Source organism: Mycobacterium sp. 1081908.1 (genome assembly GCF_001673535.1).
Taxonomy (GTDB): domain Bacteria; phylum Actinomycetota; class Actinomycetes; order Mycobacteriales; family Mycobacteriaceae; genus Mycobacterium.
The window spans coordinates 164,753-181,190 of sequence record NZ_LZLY01000068.1; the positions used below are offsets into that span (position 1 = coordinate 164,753).

The window sequence follows — 16,438 nt, forward strand, 5'->3', positions numbered from 1 at the left end:
ACGATGGAGAAAACATCGCCGCTTTGGTGTGATCAGAATCTCCCCGCACGCTAGCGGGCGCGGGTTTGATGCACCGGCTGAACGCCGGTCACCGCGGGGCCGAGAAACCGCGCGGCCAGTTTGGTGAAGGCCTCGGGGTCGCCGGTGGCCTCGAAGACCCTTGTGGCGGGCGGCGCGTCATGCGGACGCAGCAGGTCTTTTTCGGTGAGCACCCGCAGCACTTCCTTGGCGGTTTCCTCGGCGCTCGAGACCAGCGTGACGTTCTCGCCCATCGCCAGTTGGATCAGCCCGGACAGCAGCGGGTAGTGCGTGCACCCGAGCACGAGCGTGTCGACCTGCGCGCGCTGCAGCGGCTCCAGGTAGCCCTCGGCCAGCCCGAGCACCTGACGCCCGCTGGTCACGCCGCGCTCGACGAAATCGACGAACCGCGGGCAGGCCGCCGCGGTGATCTCCGTGTCCCGCGCGGCGGCGAACGCGTCCTGATAGGCGTGCGAGTTGATGGTCGCGCGGGTGCCGATGACACCGATGCGTCCGTTGCGGGTGGTGGCGACCGCGCGCCGCACCGCCGGCAGGATCACCTCGACGACGGGGACGTCGTAGCGCTCGCGGGCGTCGCGCAGGCAGGCCGCCGACGCCGTGTTGCAGGCGATCACCAGAGCCTTGACCCCGCGCTCGACCAGGTCGTCGCCGATGGCCAGCGCGTGCGCGCGCACCTCGGAAATCGAGAGCGGGCCGTAGGGGCCGTTGGCGGTGTCACCGACGTAGATCATGTCCTCGTCGGGCAGCTGGTCGATGATCGCGCGCGCGACGGTCAGGCCCCCGACGCCGGAGTCGAAGACCCCGACGGGCGCTAACGGCGACGTCATGTGTTGGACCGCCGCGCGCCGGCTTTCTTTTCCCGGGCCTTGCGCTCCGGGGCGGACAGGACATACGCCGCGACGACGCCGGCGACCGCACCGGACAGGTGGCCCTGCCAGGACACGCCGCCGCATTGGTGCAGCACTGGCATCGCCCCCAGCAGGACGCCGCCGTAGGCGAACAACACCACCAGCCCGATGACGATGTCGGTAAACCTTCGCACGAATATCCCGAAGACCAGCAAAAACGTCAGCCAGCCGAAGATCAGGCCGGAGGCCCCGATGTGGTCCGTCGGACCGCAAGCGCTTCCCACGTTGCCAATCAGCCAGGTGCCGAAGCCGCCCAGGATCCACACGATCACCGTGGCCCAGACGAACCGGGACAATCCCGCCAGCGTCATCAGGAATCCGAGCACCAACAGCGGGACCGTGTTGGCCATCAGGTGCTGCCAGTTGGCGTGCAAGACCGGCGCGAAGACGATGCCCCAGAGCCCGTCGGTGGTGAGCGGCCGGATGCCGTTGGAATCCAGCCTGCCGCCCATCAGCTGGTCGATCAGCTCGACCAGATACAGCAGGGCCACGAACGTGAGGATCGTGGCCCCGCCGACCATCCACTGGGGTCGTTTTTTCGACTGCTTAGCTGGCGCCCGCGGATGTCCCTGGGTCATGCCCATAGCTGCCCTTCTAGAGCGTTCTCGGCATCGTCCAGGCTACCGGCATAGGCGCCGGTGGACAGATACTTCCAGCCGGCGTCGGCGACCACGAAGGCAATGTCGGCGCGTTCGCCGGCCGCGACGGCCTTCTTGCCCATCCCCAGCGCGGCGTGCAGCACAGCCCCGGTCGAGATGCCGGCGAAGATCCCCTCGGCGTCCACCAGCTCGCGGGTGCGGCGCACGGCGTCGGCCGCGCCGACCGAGTAACGGGTGGTCAGAACGTCCGGGTCGTACAGCTCGGGCACGAAGCCCTCGTCGATGTTGCGCAGCGCGTACACCCCTTCGCCGTAGCGCGGCTCGGCGGCCACCACCTTGACGCCCGGCACCCGCTCGCGCAGGAACCGCCCGGCGCCCATCAGCGTGCCGGTGGTGCCCAGGCCGGCGACGAAGTGGGTGATCTCGGGCAGGTCGGCCAGCAGCTCCGGGCCGGTGCCGAGGTAGTGCGAGTCGGTGTTGGCCGCATTGCCGTACTGGTAGAGCATCACCCACGACGGGTTGGCCGCGGCGAGTTCCTTGGCGGTGGCCACCGCCGTGTTGGAACCGCCTTCGGCCGGCGAGAAGACGATCTCCGCGCCATACAGCTCCAGGACCTGGCGCCGCTCCACCGAGGTGTTCTCGGGCATCACGCAGATCAGCCGGTAGCCCTTCAACCGGGCGGCCATCGCCAGCGAGATGCCGGTGTTTCCGCTGGTGGGCTCCAGGATCGTCGCGCCCGGCGCCAGCAGGCCGTCGGCCTCGGCCTGCTCGATCATCCGCAGCGCCGGCCGGTCCTTGATCGACCCGGTCGGGTTGCGATCCTCGAGCTTGGCCCACAGCCGCACGTGGGGCTCGTCCGCCCACCGCGGCGAGAGCCGCGGCAGACCGACCAGCGGCGTGTTGCCCAGGGCCCCCAACAGCGAGTCGTAGCGCGTCATGCGCCCCGCTCACCCACCCGCGACGGCGGGCAGGATGGTCACCGAGTCGCCGTCGGCGATCGCGGTGTCCAGGCCGCCGGAGAACCGCACGTCCTCGTCGTTGACGTAGATGTTCACGAAGCGGTGCAGCTTGCCTGGAGAAGACGGGTCGATCAGCCGCTCGGAGATCCCGGAGTAGTTGGCCTCCAGGTCGTCGATGAGCGCGCCCAGCGTGGCGCCGCTCGCCGCGACGCGCTTCTCGCCGCCGGTGTGGGGCCGCAGGATGGTCGGGATGGACACGGTGACACTCATACGTACTCCTCGACGACGTTGACGGGTTCTTCGGTGACGGCGCCGTCGACGATGCGGTAGCTGCGCAGTTCGTCGCGGCCCGGGTCGCGGGTGGACACCAGCACGTAGTGGGCATCCGGTTCGGCCGCCAGGTTGATGTCGGTGCGGCTCGGGTAGGCCTCCGTCGCGGTGTGTGAGTGATAGATGACGACGGGCACCTCGTCGGCGTCGTCCAGCGCGCGCCACACCTTGAGTTGCTCCTGCGAGTCGAAGCGGTAGAACGTCGGCGAGCGCTCGGCGTTGACCATCGGGATGTGGCGCTCCGGACGGTCGGAGCCCTCCGGGCCGGCCAGCACCCCGCACGCTTCGTCGGGGTGGTCGCGGCGCGCGTGCGCGACGATCGCATCGACCAGGTCGGCGCGGATCACCAGCACGTCACGGTTCCCTTTCGGCGAATGCTCCGGGCAACACGGCGCGGTAGGTGGGTATTCCGGCGACCGATTCGGCGGCGAACACCCCGGCCAGCACCGCGCGGGCCAGGCAGTCGGCCGCGGTCGCACCGATCTCGGCGATCAGACCCGTCTCGGGTGAGAAAGCCGCGGGCGGCGGCGTCGAACCGACGGCCGGGGCCACCTCGACGGCCCCTGTGGCCAGGGCGAACACCGTGTCGCCGTCCACCGGGGTGTGCGCCGGGCGGATGGTCCGGGCCAGGCCGTCCTGGGCGGCGATCGCGACGCGCCGGCACGCGGCCGGGCTCAGCGCGGCGTCGGTCGCGACGACGGCGACGGTGGTGTTCAGCGGCCGTAGCGGCGACGGCAATTGCGCGAACGCGGCGATCTGCTCGGCCGGCGGTGGCGTCAGCGCGAACTCTCTTGTCAGGTCGGCCATCCAGGGCAGGCCCGTCGTGGGGTCCGCGACGTCGCCGGCGCAGTTCACCACGACGACGGCGCCGACGGTGACCCCAGGAGCCGCAGGCGACGTCAACGTCGTGGCTGCCGACCCGACGCCGCCCTTGAGCACACCGGCCCGCGCGCCGACCCCCGCGCCGACGGACCCGACGGCCATCTCGCCGGTTTGGGCGGCCGCGCAGGCCGCATAGCCGAAATCTGCGGTCGGCCGGCAGTCCCAGCCGCCGACCGGCAGGTCGAAGATCACCGCGCCCGGCACGATGGGCACCACGCCGCCCTCCATGGCCACGCCACGCTCCTCCTCTTCCAGCCAGCGCATGACCCCATCGGCGGCCGCCAGCCCGTAGGCGCTGCCGCCGGCGAGCAGCACCGCATCGACGAACCGCACGGTGTTCGCCGGATCCAGCAGATCGGTCTCGCGGGTGCCCGGCGCGCCGCCGCGGCAGTCGACGCCGCAGACCGTCCCCGGCGGGGTCAGCACGACCGTCACGCCGCTGGCCCAGCCGGCGCCCAGCGACGCGTCGGGGTCGAGCCTCTGGAAGTGACCGACGCGGATGCCCGCGACGTCGGTGATGCAGTTCATCCGGCCCGTCCCCCCATCAACGCCAGCACCAGATACTCCTGCAGGACGGTCAGCCACTGGTAAACGTCGAAGTGCACGGCCAGCGGATGGTCGGCCGGCAGGCGTTCCGGGCCCTCCGGCCCGATCTCGAGCATGACCCCCAGCGTCAGACGGATGTCGTTGACCGCCGCGATCCACGAGTTCGCGTCGTCCTCGGTCAGCTCGAAACGGCCGCCGTTGTCCGGAACGGTGTCCAGAAGGCGTTGTGCCGCAGCGCGTTTGGCCGCGATGATCTCCGGCTCGTGCAGACTGCGCAGCGCGGCGTTGAGGCTGTCGGGGGCGTCGCCGGCCGCCGCCGCGTCCGCGTCATCCCGACCGGCGGAGTCGTCGGGATTGTGGAAATCCGGCAGCAGCCGACGCAGCGTCGGATCGGGTGGCGGTTCGGCGTGTCCGGTCTTGATGCCGGTGATTTGCTCGAGTTCGTCTGTGGGTGAGGAGGATTCGCGTTCGTCGAGCAGGCCGATCATCGCACTGACGAGATTCTTGAGCAGGGCAGCCTCGTGGGACGCCATGGCGGACCGAAAACGGGGACCGTTGGCGGTCTCGACGCGCTTCCATTTGCGCACAAGGAGTCCCGGACTACCTCGGATCTCAGCGGTCCTGCTGCAACGTCGCCCACAAACCGGCGGCATGCAGCTTGGACACGTCGACTTCCATCGATTCCCGGCTGCCCGCCGAGACCACTGCCTTCCCTTCGTTGTGCACCTGCAGCATCAGTTTGGTGGCGTGCGGCTCGCTGTAGCCGAACAACTTCTGGAAGACATACGTCACATAGGTCATCAGGTTGACCGGGTCGTCCCACACGATGGTGACCCACGGGCTGGCCGTGACGTCTACCGGCGCGGACTCGCGTTGCCCGGTAGTGCCCGGTTTCGTGGGCGCTGACGCAACAACCATGGCCCCCACGATACCGAGGCACACGCGCGCCGCCGCCAGCCGTTACCGTTGCGGAATGAACGAGCCCGTCCCGACTGGGCTGCTGACCGACAAGTACGAGTTGACCATGCTGGCGGCGGCGCTGCGCGATGGCACCGCCAACCGCCGGACCACGTTCGAGCTGTTCGCCCGCCGGCTGCCCGACGGCCGCCGCTATGGCGTGGTCGCCGGGACCGGCCGCTTCCTGGAAGCGTTGGCACAGTTCAGGTTCGACGATGACGCGTGCGAATTGCTGGCGCAATTCCTCGACCCGGACACCGTGGCGTACCTGCGCGATTTCCGGTTCGGCGGGGATATCGACGGCTACGCCGAAGGTGAGCTGTACTTCCCCGGGTCGCCGGTGCTCTCGGTGCACGGCAGCTTCGCCGAATGCGTGGTCCTGGAAACGCTGGCGCTGTCGATCTTCAACCACGACACAGCGATCGCCTCGGCGGCGGCGCGCATGGTCAGCGCGGCCGGGGGGCGCCCGCTGGTCGAGATGGGATCGCGCCGAACCCACGAACGGGCGGCGGTCGCCGCGGCCCGCGCCGCCTACATCGCCGGCTTCGCCGCGTCCTCCAACCTGGAGGCCCAGCGCCGATACGGCATTCCCGCCGAGGGCACGTCCGCGCACGCGTTCACCATGCTGCACACCCACCGGGACGGTCCGGACGAGGTCGCGGCGTTTCGCGCCCAGGTCGACGCGCTGGGCGCCGGCACCACGCTGCTGGTGGACACCTACGACGTGACGACCGGGGTGGCCAACGCCGTGGCCGCCGCGGGCACCGGGCTCGGTGCCGTGCGCATCGACTCCGGCGAGCTCGGGGTGCTCGCCCGCCAGGTGCGCGAACAGCTCGACGGGCTGGGCGCCACGCAGACCCGCATCGTGGTTTCCGGCGATCTCGACGAGTTCAGCATCGCCGCGCTGCGCGCCGAGCCGGTCGACAGCTACGGCGTCGGCACGTCGCTGGTGACCGGCTCGGGCGCGCCGACCGCGAGCATGGTCTACAAGCTGGTCGAGGTGGACGGGATGCCCGTCCAAAAGCGAAGCAGCCACAAGGAATCCCGCGGCGGCCGCAAGGAGGCGCTGCGCCTGGCGCGCCCGACGGGGACGATCACCGAGGAGGTGGTCTATCCCGCGGGCCGCCCGCCGGAGACCACCGAGCCGTGCCGGGTGCTGACGACGCCCCTGGTCCGCGGCGGGGAGGCGGTGTTCGACGCGGACCTGTGCGCGGCCCGGGAACTGGTGGCTGCGGGACTGCGCAGCCTGCCATGGGAGGGGCTGAACCTGTCGCACGGCGAGCCCGCGATCCCGACGACGCAGATCCGGGCCTGAGAGCGAGGCGATGACCACGTCCGACGTGTCCGTGTCCGCGCTGCTCGCCGTCGCGGTCGCCGCGCTCGGCGGCAGCGAGCGCCGCGGCCAGTTGGAGATGGCCGGCGCCGTCGAGCGGGCCTTCGAAACGGGCGAGCACCTCGTCGTGCAGGCCGGCACCGGCACCGGCAAGTCACTGGCCTACCTGGTGCCCGCGATCGTCCGCGCGGTGACCGACGACGCGCCGGTCGTCGTGTCGACGGCCACGATCGCCCTGCAGCGTCAACTCGTCGATCGCGACCTGCCCCGGCTGGCCGATTCGCTCGCCGATGCGCTGCCGCGACGGCCCCGCTTCGCGCTGCTGAAGGGCCGCCGAAACTACTTGTGCCTGAACAAGATCCACAACGGCGCCGCGGCCGGCGAGCCGGACGACGAGCGCCCGCAGGAAGAGCTTTTCGATCCGGTGGCGGTCAGCGCGCTGGGCCGCGACGTGCAGCGACTCACCGCCTGGGCGTCGACGACCGATTCGGGCGACCGCGACGACCTGAAGCCCGGCGTGCCGGACCGATCCTGGTCGCAGGTCAGCGTGTCTGCCCGCGAATGCCTGGGCGTGGCGCGCTGCCCGTTCGGCGCCGAGTGCTTCTCCGAGCGGGCGCGCGCCGAGGCCGGCCGGGCCGATGTGGTCGTCACCAATCACGCGCTGCTGGCCATCGACGCCGTCGCGGAGTCGGCGGTGCTGCCCGAGCACGAGCTGCTGGTGGTCGACGAGGCGCACGAGCTGGTCGACCGGGTGACGTCGGTGGCCACCGCGGAGCTGACGTCGGCCGCCCTCGGCGTCGCCGCGCGCCGGATCGCCCGGCTGGTTGATCCCGAACTCGTCCAGCGGCTGGAGGCGACGACCGCCAACTTCGCCGCGGCCATCCACGACGGCACGCCGGGCCGCATCGACCGACTCGACGACGAGATGGCGACCTACCTGACCGCGCTGCGCGACGTGGCCACCGCGGCGCGGTCGGCGATCGACACCACCAGCGACGCCAAGGCCGCGTCGGCGCGCGCCGAAGCCGTTGCGGCGCTGAGCGAGATATCCGACACGGCGTCGCGGATCCTGACGTCGTTCGCCCCGCCGATCCCGGATCGCACCGACGTGGTCTGGCTCGATCACGAGGACAACCGGGGCTCGGTGCGACCCGTGTTGCGGGTGGCGCCGTTGTCGGTCGCCGGGCTGCTGCGCAGCCAGGTGTTTACGCGTTCGACGACGGTGTTGACGTCGGCGACGCTCGCGATCGGCGGGTCCTTCGACGCGATGGCCGCGGCCTGGGGCCTGGCCGGAACGGACTCCGAGGAGCCGGCCCCCTGGCGCGGCCTCGACGTGGGGTCGCCGTTCGAGCACGCCAAGGCCGGAATCCTCTACGTCGCCGCCCACCTGCCGCCGCCGGGCCGCGACGGCACCGGCTCGGCCGAGCAGCTGACCGAGATCGCGGAGCTCATCACCGCCGCCGGCGGGCGCACCCTGGGACTGTTCTCGTCGATGCGGGCGGCCCGCGCCGCCGCCGAGGCCATGCGCGGGCGGCTGTCGACGCCGGTGTTGTGCCAGGGCGACGACAGCACCTCGGCGCTGGTCGAGCAGTTCGCCGCCGACGAGGAGACCTCGCTGTTCGGCACGCTGTCGCTGTGGCAGGGCGTCGACGTGCCGGGGCCATCGCTGTCCCTGGTGCTGATCGACCGCATCCCGTTCCCGCGGCCCGACGACCCGCTGCTGGGTGCGCGGCAGCGCGCGGTGGCCGCGCGCGGCGGCAACGGCTTCATGGCCGTCGCCGCCAACCATGCCGCGCTCCTGCTGGCGCAGGGGTCGGGCCGGCTGCTGCGCCGCGTCAGCGACCGGGGCGTGGTCGCGATCCTGGACTCTCGCATGGTGACCGCCGGCTACGGCGGCTACCTGCGCGCGTCGCTGCCGCCGTTCTGGGCGACCACCGATGGCGCGCGGGTGCGCGCGGCGCTGGAACGGCTGCGCGCGCCCGCGGCTAGCGGGCCAGGGTGACGAGACCGAGCTCGTTGTTCGCGGCCAGCATGGGGTTGTTGGGCAGCACGCGCACGGTGTAGCCGACCGCGCCGGCCAGCGGCAGCGGCGTGGTCGTCGAGAACACCTGGTTGCCGCCCTCGGCGGTGCCGGTGTACGCCATCTCGACGGTGACCGGGTCGAGCAGCGCGTCGCCGGCGTCGACCCTGCCCACCAGCGCCTCGACCGTGACCTCGTCGGGCGCCAGCCCGTCCAGCTGCACGGTCGCGGTCAGCGTCAGCTTGGAGCCGAGCACCGGGGTGTCCGGCAGGCCGGTGCTGTCGACGTCGGTGATGGTGATCTTGGGCCACGCGTCGTGCGCGCGCCGGCGATAGGTGGCCAGCTCGCGCGCCGCGTCGAACTCCGCGCCGCCGTCTTCGGCCGCCGTGGTTTTGCGCAGCGACTCCGCCGCCGGCGTGTAGTACTGCTCGACGTAATCGCGAACCATGCGGGACGCCAGCACCTTCGGGCCGAGCGTCTGCAGCGTGTGGCGCACCATCTCGATCCACCGCGGCGGGACGCCGTGCTCGTCGCGCTCGTAGAACTTCGGTGCCACCGCCTGCTCCAGCAGGTTGTACAGCGCGGTGGATTCCAGGTCGTCGCGACGGGACTCGTCGGCCACGCCGTCGGCAGTCGGTATCTCCCAACCGTTTTCGCCGTCGTACCACTCGTCCCACCAGCCGTCGCGGATGGACAGGTTCAGCCCGCCGTTGAGCGCGCTCTTCATCCCGGACGTGCCGCAGGCCTCCAAGGGCCGCAGCGGGTTGTTCAGCCAGACGTCGCAGCCCCAATACAGCAGCCGGGCCATCGACATGTCGTAGTCGGGCAAAAAGGCGATGCGGTGGCGCACCTCCGGCCGGTCGGCGAAACGCACCACCTGCTGGATCAGCGCCTTGCCGCCATCGTCGGCCGGGTGCGACTTGCCGGCGACGATCAGCTGGATCGGCCTTTCCTCGTCGAGCAGCAGCTGCTCGAGCCGATCCGGATCGCGCAGCATCAGCGTCAGCCGCTTATACGTCGGTACCCGGCGGGCGAACCCGATGGTTAGCACGTCCGGGTCGAAAGCCGTTGCTATCCAGCCTAATTCGGCATCCGGCGCGCCACGCTCCTGCCACGAGCTGCGCAGCCGGCGCCGGACATCCTCGACCAACAGCGAGCGCAATTGCGAGCGGATCCACCACAGGTGGCCCGCGTCGACCTGCTGTAGCCGCAGCCACACACCCGGATCGCTGAACGCCGCGTCGTCCGGCCCGGCCAGCTCGCGGCCCAGCTGCAACCATTGCGGCGCCGCCCAGGTGCGCGCATGCACGCCGTTGGTGATCGACCCGATCGGCACCTCGGCCGAATCGAAACCCGGCCACAGCTCGTTGAACATGGCCCGGCTGACCCGGCCGTGCAACAGCGAGACGCCGTTGGCGCGCTGGGCCAGCCGCAGGCCCATGTGGGCCATGTTGAACTTCGTCGGGTCGTCCTCCGCGCCGAGCGCGAGGATCCGCGCCGTCGGCACGTCCGGCAGCAGGGCCGGCGCGCCCTTGGCCTTCCTCGCCCCGTCGGCGCCGTCGTCCCGCCCGTCGTCGAAATAGAGCCGCACCATGTCGACGGGGAACCGGTCGATGCCGGCGGGCACCGGCGTGTGGGTGGTGAACACCGTGGCCGAGCGCACCACGGTCAGCGCGGTGTCGAAGTCCAGGCCGGAATCGGTGATCAGCTCGCGGATGCGTTCGGCCCCGAGGAACCCCGCATGCCCCTCGTTCATGTGCCACACCTCGGGCGCCGGCAGGCCCTCGATGGCGGTGAACGCGCGGATGGCCCGCACCCCGCCGATGCCGGCCAGGATCTCCTGCCGCATGCGATGTTCCTGGTCGCCCCCGTAGAGGCGATCGGTGACGCCGCGGAGTTCGTGCTCGTTCTCCGGGACGTCGGAATCCAGCAGCAGCAGCGGGACACGTCCCACCTGCGCGACCCAGACCCGCGCCCGCAGCTGCGCGGAGTCGGGCAGCGTCAGTTCCACCAGCACGGGCTCGCGCGCGGCATCGGTGAGCAGCCGCAACGGCAGCCCCTGCGGGTCCAGCGCCGGGTAGGTCTCGTGCTGCCAGCCGTCCGCGGTCAGCGACTGCCGGAAGTAGCCGGAGCGGTAGTACAGGCCCACCGCGATCAACGGCACGCCGAGGTCGGACGCGGACTTCAGGTGGTCACCGGCGAGGATGCCCAGGCCGCCGGAATAGTTGGGCAGCACCTCGGCCACCCCGAACTCCATCGAGAAGTAGGCGATGGCGGCCGGCATCGCGGCCCCGGCGTGCTGGCGCTGCTGATACCAGAGCGGACGGCTCAGGTAATCGTTCAGGTCGGCGGAGAGCGCATCGAGGCGGCCCACGAACTCCTCGTCGAGCGCCAGCTCGTCGAGCCGCGCCGGGCTCACCGCACCGAGCAGCGCCACCGGGTCGCAGCCACACCGCGCCCACAGCGTCGGGTCGATCGCCGCGAACAGGTCTTGCGTGGGCTTGTCCCACGACCACCGCAGGTTGGTCGAAAGCTGATCCAGCGCGGCGAGACGCTCGGGCAAATGAGCACGGACGGTAAAGCGGCGAAGGGCTTTCACACATCATTACCTTACTGAGGATTTCGGCGCTCGCAGGTCCAGCGAGTCACCGTTTGCCTTCAGCGGTGTGTGATCGCCCACTAGGGTGGGTATCGGTTAGTTATTGGGGCGCAACGTTGCACCCCCGAGGGAAATCCCCACGACAGGAAGATTCCGCCAGACGCGAGACATTCCGCGAACGGAGCACACCGCGGTTTGGCCGCAGACAATCGAAACGGAGTGTTTGTGCCCGGTCGTGTCGAGATCGACAACGTCCAGCCCGTCGTCTCCTGCGGCGCGTACCCCGCCAAGGCGGTGGTCGGTGAGATGGTCCCCGTCAGCGCCGCGGTCTGGCGCGAAGGCCACGAGGCGGTCGCGGCGACGCTGGTCGTGCGCTACCTCGGGCAGCGCTACCCGCAGGTATCCGAATCCCGCCGGGTCAAGGCCGTTCAGGCCCCCGAGCGGACCGCACCCGTGCTCGACGGCAAGGCCGCCGAGCAACGGATCAAGCCGCAGCTCCTGCCGATGACGGAGGGCGAGGAACCGTACGTCTTCCACGGCGTGTTCACCCCCGACCGCGTCGGGTTGTGGACCTTTCGCGTCGACGGGTGGGGTGATCCCATTCACTCGTGGCGGCACGGGCTGGTCGCCAAGCTGGAGGCCGGGCAGGGGGCGACCGAGCTCTCCAACGATCTGCTGGTGGGGGCCGGGCTGTTCGAGCGGGCCGCGACCGGTGTGCCGCGGGCGCGGCGCGATCCCCTGCTGGCGGCGGCCAAGGCGCTGCGGACACCAGGGGACGCGGTCACCCGGACCGCGCTGGCGCTGGCCCCCGAAATCGAAGAGCTCCTGGCCGAGTTTCCGTTGCGAGACCTGGTTACGCGCGGCGAGCAGTTCGGGGTGTGGGTGGACCGGCCGCTGGCCCGCTTCGGCGCGTGGTACGAGATGTTCCCGCGCTCGACGGGCGGCCGGGACGCCAACGGCAAGCCCGTGCACGGCACCTTCGCGACGGCGGCCGCCCAGCTCCCACGGATCGCGGACATGGGGTTCGACGTCGTCTACCTCCCGCCGATTCATCCGATCGGGAAGGTACATCGCAAGGGCCGCAACAACTCCCCGACTGCCGCGCCCGGAGACGTGGGATCCCCGTGGGCCATCGGCAGCGACGAGGGCGGCCACGACGCCATTCACCCGGACCTGGGCACGATCGATGACTTCGATGACTTCGTCTCGGCCGCACGCGATCTGGGCATGGAGGTGGCGCTGGACCTGGCGCTGCAATGCGCGCCCGATCATCCCTGGGCGCGCGAACACCGGCAGTGGTTCACCGAATTGCCCGACGGGACCATCGCCTACGCGGAGAACCCGCCGAAGAAGTATCAGGACATCTACCCGATCAACTTCGACAACGACCCGGCGGGTCTCTACGACGAGGTGCTGCGGGTGGTCCGGCACTGGATTGACCACGGCATCAAGTTCTTTCGGGTCGACAATCCCCACACCAAGCCGCCGGACTTCTGGGCCTGGCTGATCGGTCAGGTCAAGGACGCCGACCCCGACGTGCTCTTCCTGTCGGAGGCCTTCACACCGCCGGCCCGGCAGTACGGCCTGGCCAAGCTCGGCTTCACGCAGTCCTACAGCTACTTCACCTGGCGCACGGCCAAGTGGGAGCTCACCGAGTTCGGCAACGACATCGCCGCCCTCGCCGACTTTCGCCGGCCGAACCTGTTCGTCAACACTCCCGACATCCTGCACGCGGTGCTGCAGCATCACGGTCCGGGCATGTTCGCCATCCGCGCCGTGCTGGCGGCGACCATGGGTCCCGCCTGGGGCGTGTATTCCGGTTATGAGCTGTTCGAACACCGCGCGGTGCGGGAGGGCAGCGAGGAGTACCTGGACTCCGAGAAGTACGAATTGCGGCCCCGCGACTATGCGGGCGCGCTGGCCGAAGGCCGATCGCTCGAACCGTTCATCAAGCGGCTGAACATGATTCGCCGCCTGCACCCGGCGCTGCAGCAGCTGCGCACGATCCATTTCCATGGCGTGGACAACGACGCGATGCTCGCCTACAGCAAGTTCGACCCGGCCACCGGCGACTGCGTGCTGGTGGTGGTGACGCTCAACGCGTTCGGGCCCGAGGAAGCGACGCTGTGGTTAGACATGGCGGCATTGGGTATGGAGCCCTATGAGCGGTTTTGGGTGCGTGACGAGATCACCGGTCAGGAATTCCAGTGGGGGCAATCGAATTACATTCGCCTCGATCCCGGGCAGGCGGTCGCCCACATCATCAACATGCCACTCATACCGCACGAGAACCGAATCACGCTGCTGCGTAGGAGGTGACGGGCCGTGAGCCGAACCGACGAACTGGCCGGATTAGATCTGGCGCCCGATCCGGCAGACCTGGCGCGCCTGGTGGCCGGTGCGCACTACAACCCGCACGGCATCCTGGGAGCGCACGAGCACGGCGACCACACGGTCATCCGGGCGTTTCGCCCCCATGCGCGGGAAGTCGTCGCGCTCGTCGGCGAGGACCGGTTCCCGCTCCAGCATGTCGAGGCCGGCCTGTTCGCGGTGGCCCTGCCGTTCGTCAACCTGATCGACTACCGGCTCGAGGTGACCTACGAGGGTTCCGAGCCCTACGTCGTCGCCGACGCCTACCGCTTCCTGCCCACCCTGGGCGAGGTCGACCTCCACCTCTTCGGCGAGGGGCGCCACGAGCGGCTCTGGGAAGTCCTTGGCGCCCACCCCCGCTCGTTCACCACGGCCGACGGCGTCGTAACCGGGGTCTCGTTCGCCGTGTGGGCGCCCAACGCCAAGGGCGTCAACCTGATCGGCGAGTTCAACGGCTGGAACGGCAACGAGGCGCCCATGCGGGTGCTGGGCTCCTCCGGGGTGTGGGAGTTGTTCTGGCCCGGCTTTCCGGTGGAGGGCCTGTACAAGTTCCGCGTGCACGGCGCCGACGGCGTGGTGACCGAGCGGGCCGACCCGATGGCGTTCGCCACCGAGGTTCCGCCGCACACCGCCTCGCGCGTCACGCGCAGCACGTACACCTGGGAGGACGCCGACTGGATGGCGCAGCGCGCGCAACGCAATCCGGTGTTCGAGCCGATGAGCACGTACGAGGTGCACCTCGGCTCGTGGCGTCCGGGACTCAGCTACCGCCAGCTCGCCCATGAGCTGACGGATTACGTTGTCGAGCACGGGTTCACCCACGTGGAGCTGCTGCCGGTCGCCGAGCACCCGTTCGCGGGGTCGTGGGGATACCAGGTCACGTCCTACTACGCGCCGACCTCGCGATTCGGCACGCCGGACGACTTCCGGGGGCTGGTCGACGCCCTGCACCGGGCCGGCATCGGCGTCATCGTGGACTGGGTGCCGGCGCACTTCCCGAAGGACGCGTGGGCGCTGGGCCGATTCGACGGCACCCCGCTCTACGAGCACGCCGACCCCAAGCGGGGCGAGCAACTCGACTGGGGCACTTACGTCTTCGACTTCGGCCGCGCCGAGGTCCGGAACTTCCTGGTCGCCAACGCCCTGTACTGGCTCGAAGAGTTCCATGTGGACGGCCTGCGGGTGGACGCCGTCGCGTCGATGCTGTACCTGGACTACTCGCGCCCCGAGGGCGGCTGGACCCCCAACATCTACGGCGGCCGGGAAAACCTCGAGGCCGTGCAGTTCCTGCAGGAGATGAACGCCACGGCGCACAAGGCCGCTCCCGGCATCGTCACCGTCGCCGAGGAGTCGACCTCGTGGCCCGGGGTTACTCGGCCGACAAACCTTGGCGGCCTTGGGTTTTCGATGAAGTGGAACATGGGCTGGATGCACGACACGCTCGACTACATCAGCCGTGACCCCATCTACCGCAGCTACCACCATCACGAGATGACGTTCTCGATGTTGTACGCGTTCAGCGAGAACTACGTGCTACCGATCAGCCACGACGAGGTGGTGCACGGCAAGGGAACCCTGTGGGGCCGGATGCCGGGCAACAATCACGTCAAGGCCGCGGGGTTGCGCAGCCTGCTCGCCTACCAATGGGCGCACCCGGGCAAGCAATTGCTGTTCATGGGCCAGGAATTCGCTCAGCGTGCCGAGTGGTCCGAGCAGAATGGTCTGGATTGGTGGCAGCTCGACGAACAAGGCTTCTCCAACGGGGTGTTGCGCTTCGTGCGCGACATCAATGCGATTTATCGGAGCCGCCCGGCCCTGTGGAGCCAGGACACCGTTCCCGAGGGCTATTCCTGGATCGACGCCAACGACTCGGCCAACAACGTGCTGAGTTTCCTGCGATATGGCAAAGACGGGTCGGTAATGGCGTGCGTCTTCAATTTCGCCGGTTCGGAGCACAGCGGCTACCGCCTGGGCCTGCCCTATGCCGGCCGCTGGCGGGAGGTGCTCAACACCGACGCGACCATTTACAACGGCTCGGGAATCGGCAACATGGGGGGCGTGGACGCCACGGAGGACCCGTGGCATGGGCGTCCGGCCTCGGCGGTGATGGTGCTGCCGCCCACGTCGGCGTTGTGGCTGGAACCCGAATAATAACTCGCATACCGCTTATACTCGGCGCGTTGCGATAAGTAAAGCGCCAAATAGAAGGTCGGCAATTAATCCGATTTTCTTTCCGAATTTCAATGCTTGCCGATAGGATCAATTCCGCTCAATGATTTGACGATGCCCGGGTCCGGCATGACCTCGCGGACTCGCTGTACGTGCCGGGAGGCATACATGTCATTCGTATTCGCTGTGCCAGAAATAGTTTCGGGAACGACTTCAGATTTGGCGAATATCGGGTCAACTATTGGTGCGGCCACCGCGACGGCGGCGGCCCCCACGACGTCGATCGCCGCCGCGGCGGCGGATGAGCTGTCGGTGGGTGTTGCGGCGCTGTTTTCGGCGCACGCCACGGAGTTTCAGGCGCTCAGTGCGCGGGCGGCGGCCTATCACGCCGAGTTCGTCGCGGCCCTGTCCGCGGCGGGGACGTCGTACGCCGCCGCCGAGGCTGCGAACGCGTCACCCCTGCAGGCCCTGGAGCAGCAGCTGCTCGGCCTGGTGAACACCCCCACCCAGCTGCTGTTGGGACGCCCCCTGATCGGCAACGGCGCCAACGGGATAGCGGGCACGGGAGCGCCCGGCGGCGCCGGCGGGATCCTGATCGGCAATGGCGGCGCCGGCGGGTCCGGCGGGGCGGGACTGCCGGGCGGCAAGGGCGGCGCCGCCGGGCTGATCGGCGTCGGCGGTGCCGGCGGCGCGGGCGGCAGCTCCCCCACCGGCAACGGCGGAGCGG

Annotated in this window: 11 protein-coding genes and 3 pseudogenes; 5 read left to right on the forward strand and 9 right to left on the reverse strand. The window is 69.8% G+C overall.

Going from position 1 to position 16,438, the window contains the following annotated elements:
- Positions 1-50 precede the first annotated feature (50 nt).
- From murI to clpS, 8 genes and pseudogenes are all read right to left on the reverse strand, one after another.
- Positions 51-866 (reverse strand): glutamate racemase, encoded by an 816-nt coding sequence (murI, locus tag A5655_RS10025; RefSeq protein WP_067008949.1) that lies wholly within the window; start codon positions 864-866, stop codon positions 51-53.
- Positions 863-1,531 (reverse strand): rhomboid family intramembrane serine protease, encoded by a 669-nt coding sequence (locus A5655_RS10030; protein WP_082978582.1) that lies wholly within the window; start codon positions 1,529-1,531, stop codon positions 863-865. The genes murI and A5655_RS10030 overlap by 4 nt, the downstream gene beginning before the upstream one ends.
- A complete protein-coding gene (locus A5655_RS10035; RefSeq protein WP_067008955.1) occupies positions 1,522-2,484 on the reverse strand; it encodes a PLP-dependent cysteine synthase family protein in 963 nt (320 codons plus the stop codon). Before A5655_RS10035 ends, A5655_RS10030 begins: the two co-directional genes overlap by 10 nt.
- Positions 2,485-2,493: 9 nt before the next feature.
- Positions 2,494-2,775 (reverse strand): MoaD/ThiS family protein, encoded by a 282-nt coding sequence (locus A5655_RS10040; RefSeq protein WP_067008958.1) that lies wholly within the window; start codon positions 2,773-2,775, stop codon positions 2,494-2,496.
- Positions 2,772-3,256: pseudogene (locus A5655_RS10045) on the reverse strand (Mov34/MPN/PAD-1 family protein). The gene A5655_RS10040 and the pseudogene A5655_RS10045 overlap by 4 nt, the downstream one beginning before the upstream one ends.
- A pseudogene (locus A5655_RS10050) lies at positions 3,208-4,245 on the reverse strand (P1 family peptidase); the annotation flags it as partial. The pseudogenes A5655_RS10050 and A5655_RS10045, both read right to left, overlap by 49 nt.
- The gene (locus A5655_RS10055) at positions 4,242-4,850 is read right to left on the reverse strand and encodes a DUF2017 domain-containing protein (protein WP_067008967.1); all 609 of its coding nucleotides are present in this window, start codon (positions 4,848-4,850) and stop codon (positions 4,242-4,244) included. The pseudogene A5655_RS10050 and the gene A5655_RS10055, both read right to left, overlap by 4 nt.
- Before the next feature lie 25 nt (positions 4,851-4,875).
- A complete protein-coding gene (gene clpS / locus A5655_RS10060) occupies positions 4,876-5,181 on the reverse strand; it encodes an ATP-dependent Clp protease adapter ClpS (protein WP_066928670.1) in 306 nt (101 codons plus the stop codon).
- On the opposite strand from clpS, the pseudogene A5655_RS10065 reads away from it, so the two are divergent.
- Both A5655_RS10065 and A5655_RS10070 read left to right on the forward strand, forming a co-directional pair.
- Positions 5,166-6,535 (forward strand): annotated as a pseudogene (locus A5655_RS10065) (nicotinate phosphoribosyltransferase). The gene clpS and the pseudogene A5655_RS10065 sit on opposite strands and share 16 nt — an antisense overlap.
- Positions 6,536-6,545: 10 nt before the next feature.
- Positions 6,546-8,555: an ATP-dependent DNA helicase gene (locus A5655_RS10070; protein WP_067008973.1), complete on the forward strand. Its 2,010-nt coding sequence runs from the start codon at positions 6,546-6,548 to the stop codon at positions 8,553-8,555.
- Here the strand turns inward: A5655_RS10070 and glgP are convergent.
- Positions 8,539-11,172, reverse strand: a complete 2,634-nt coding sequence (gene glgP / locus A5655_RS10075) for an alpha-glucan family phosphorylase (RefSeq protein WP_067008976.1) — start codon at positions 11,170-11,172, stop codon at positions 8,539-8,541. The genes A5655_RS10070 and glgP overlap by 17 nt on opposite strands.
- 225 nt (positions 11,173-11,397) lie before the next feature.
- Between glgP and A5655_RS10080 the strand changes: the two genes are divergently transcribed.
- The 3 genes from A5655_RS10080 to A5655_RS10090 form a co-directional block, all read left to right on the forward strand.
- The gene (locus A5655_RS10080; protein ID WP_231999114.1) at positions 11,398-13,491 is read left to right on the forward strand and encodes an alpha-1,4-glucan--maltose-1-phosphate maltosyltransferase; all 2,094 of its coding nucleotides are present in this window, start codon (positions 11,398-11,400) and stop codon (positions 13,489-13,491) included.
- 6 nt (positions 13,492-13,497) lie between these two features.
- On the forward strand, positions 13,498-15,693 hold the full coding sequence (glgB, locus tag A5655_RS10085) for a 1,4-alpha-glucan branching protein GlgB (RefSeq protein ID WP_067008981.1): 2,196 nt from the start codon (positions 13,498-13,500) through the stop codon (positions 15,691-15,693).
- 186 nt (positions 15,694-15,879) lie between these two features.
- A partial coding sequence (locus A5655_RS10090; protein WP_156764797.1) for a PE family protein occupies positions 15,880-16,438 on the forward strand: 559 nt, incomplete at its 3' end.

What these genes read in the sequence shown, in the direction of transcription:
- murI (WP_067008949.1), bottom strand. Translation starts at nt 866, where the DNA reads ATGACGTCGCCGTTAGCGCCCGTCGGGGTCTTCGACTCCGGCGTCGGG.
- A5655_RS10030 (WP_082978582.1), bottom strand. Translation starts at nt 1,531, where the DNA reads ATGGGCATGACCCAGGGACATCCGCGGGCGCCAGCTAAGCAGTCGAAA.
- A5655_RS10035 (WP_067008955.1), bottom strand. Translation starts at nt 2,484, where the DNA reads ATGACGCGCTACGACTCGCTGTTGGGGGCCCTGGGCAACACGCCGCTG.
- A5655_RS10040 (WP_067008958.1), bottom strand. Translation starts at nt 2,775, where the DNA reads ATGAGTGTCACCGTGTCCATCCCGACCATCCTGCGGCCCCACACCGGC.
- clpS (WP_066928670.1), bottom strand. Translation starts at nt 5,181, where the DNA reads ATGGTTGTTGCGTCAGCGCCCACGAAACCGGGCACTACCGGGCAACGC.
- A5655_RS10070 (WP_067008973.1), top strand. Translation starts at nt 6,546, where the DNA reads ATGACCACGTCCGACGTGTCCGTGTCCGCGCTGCTCGCCGTCGCGGTC.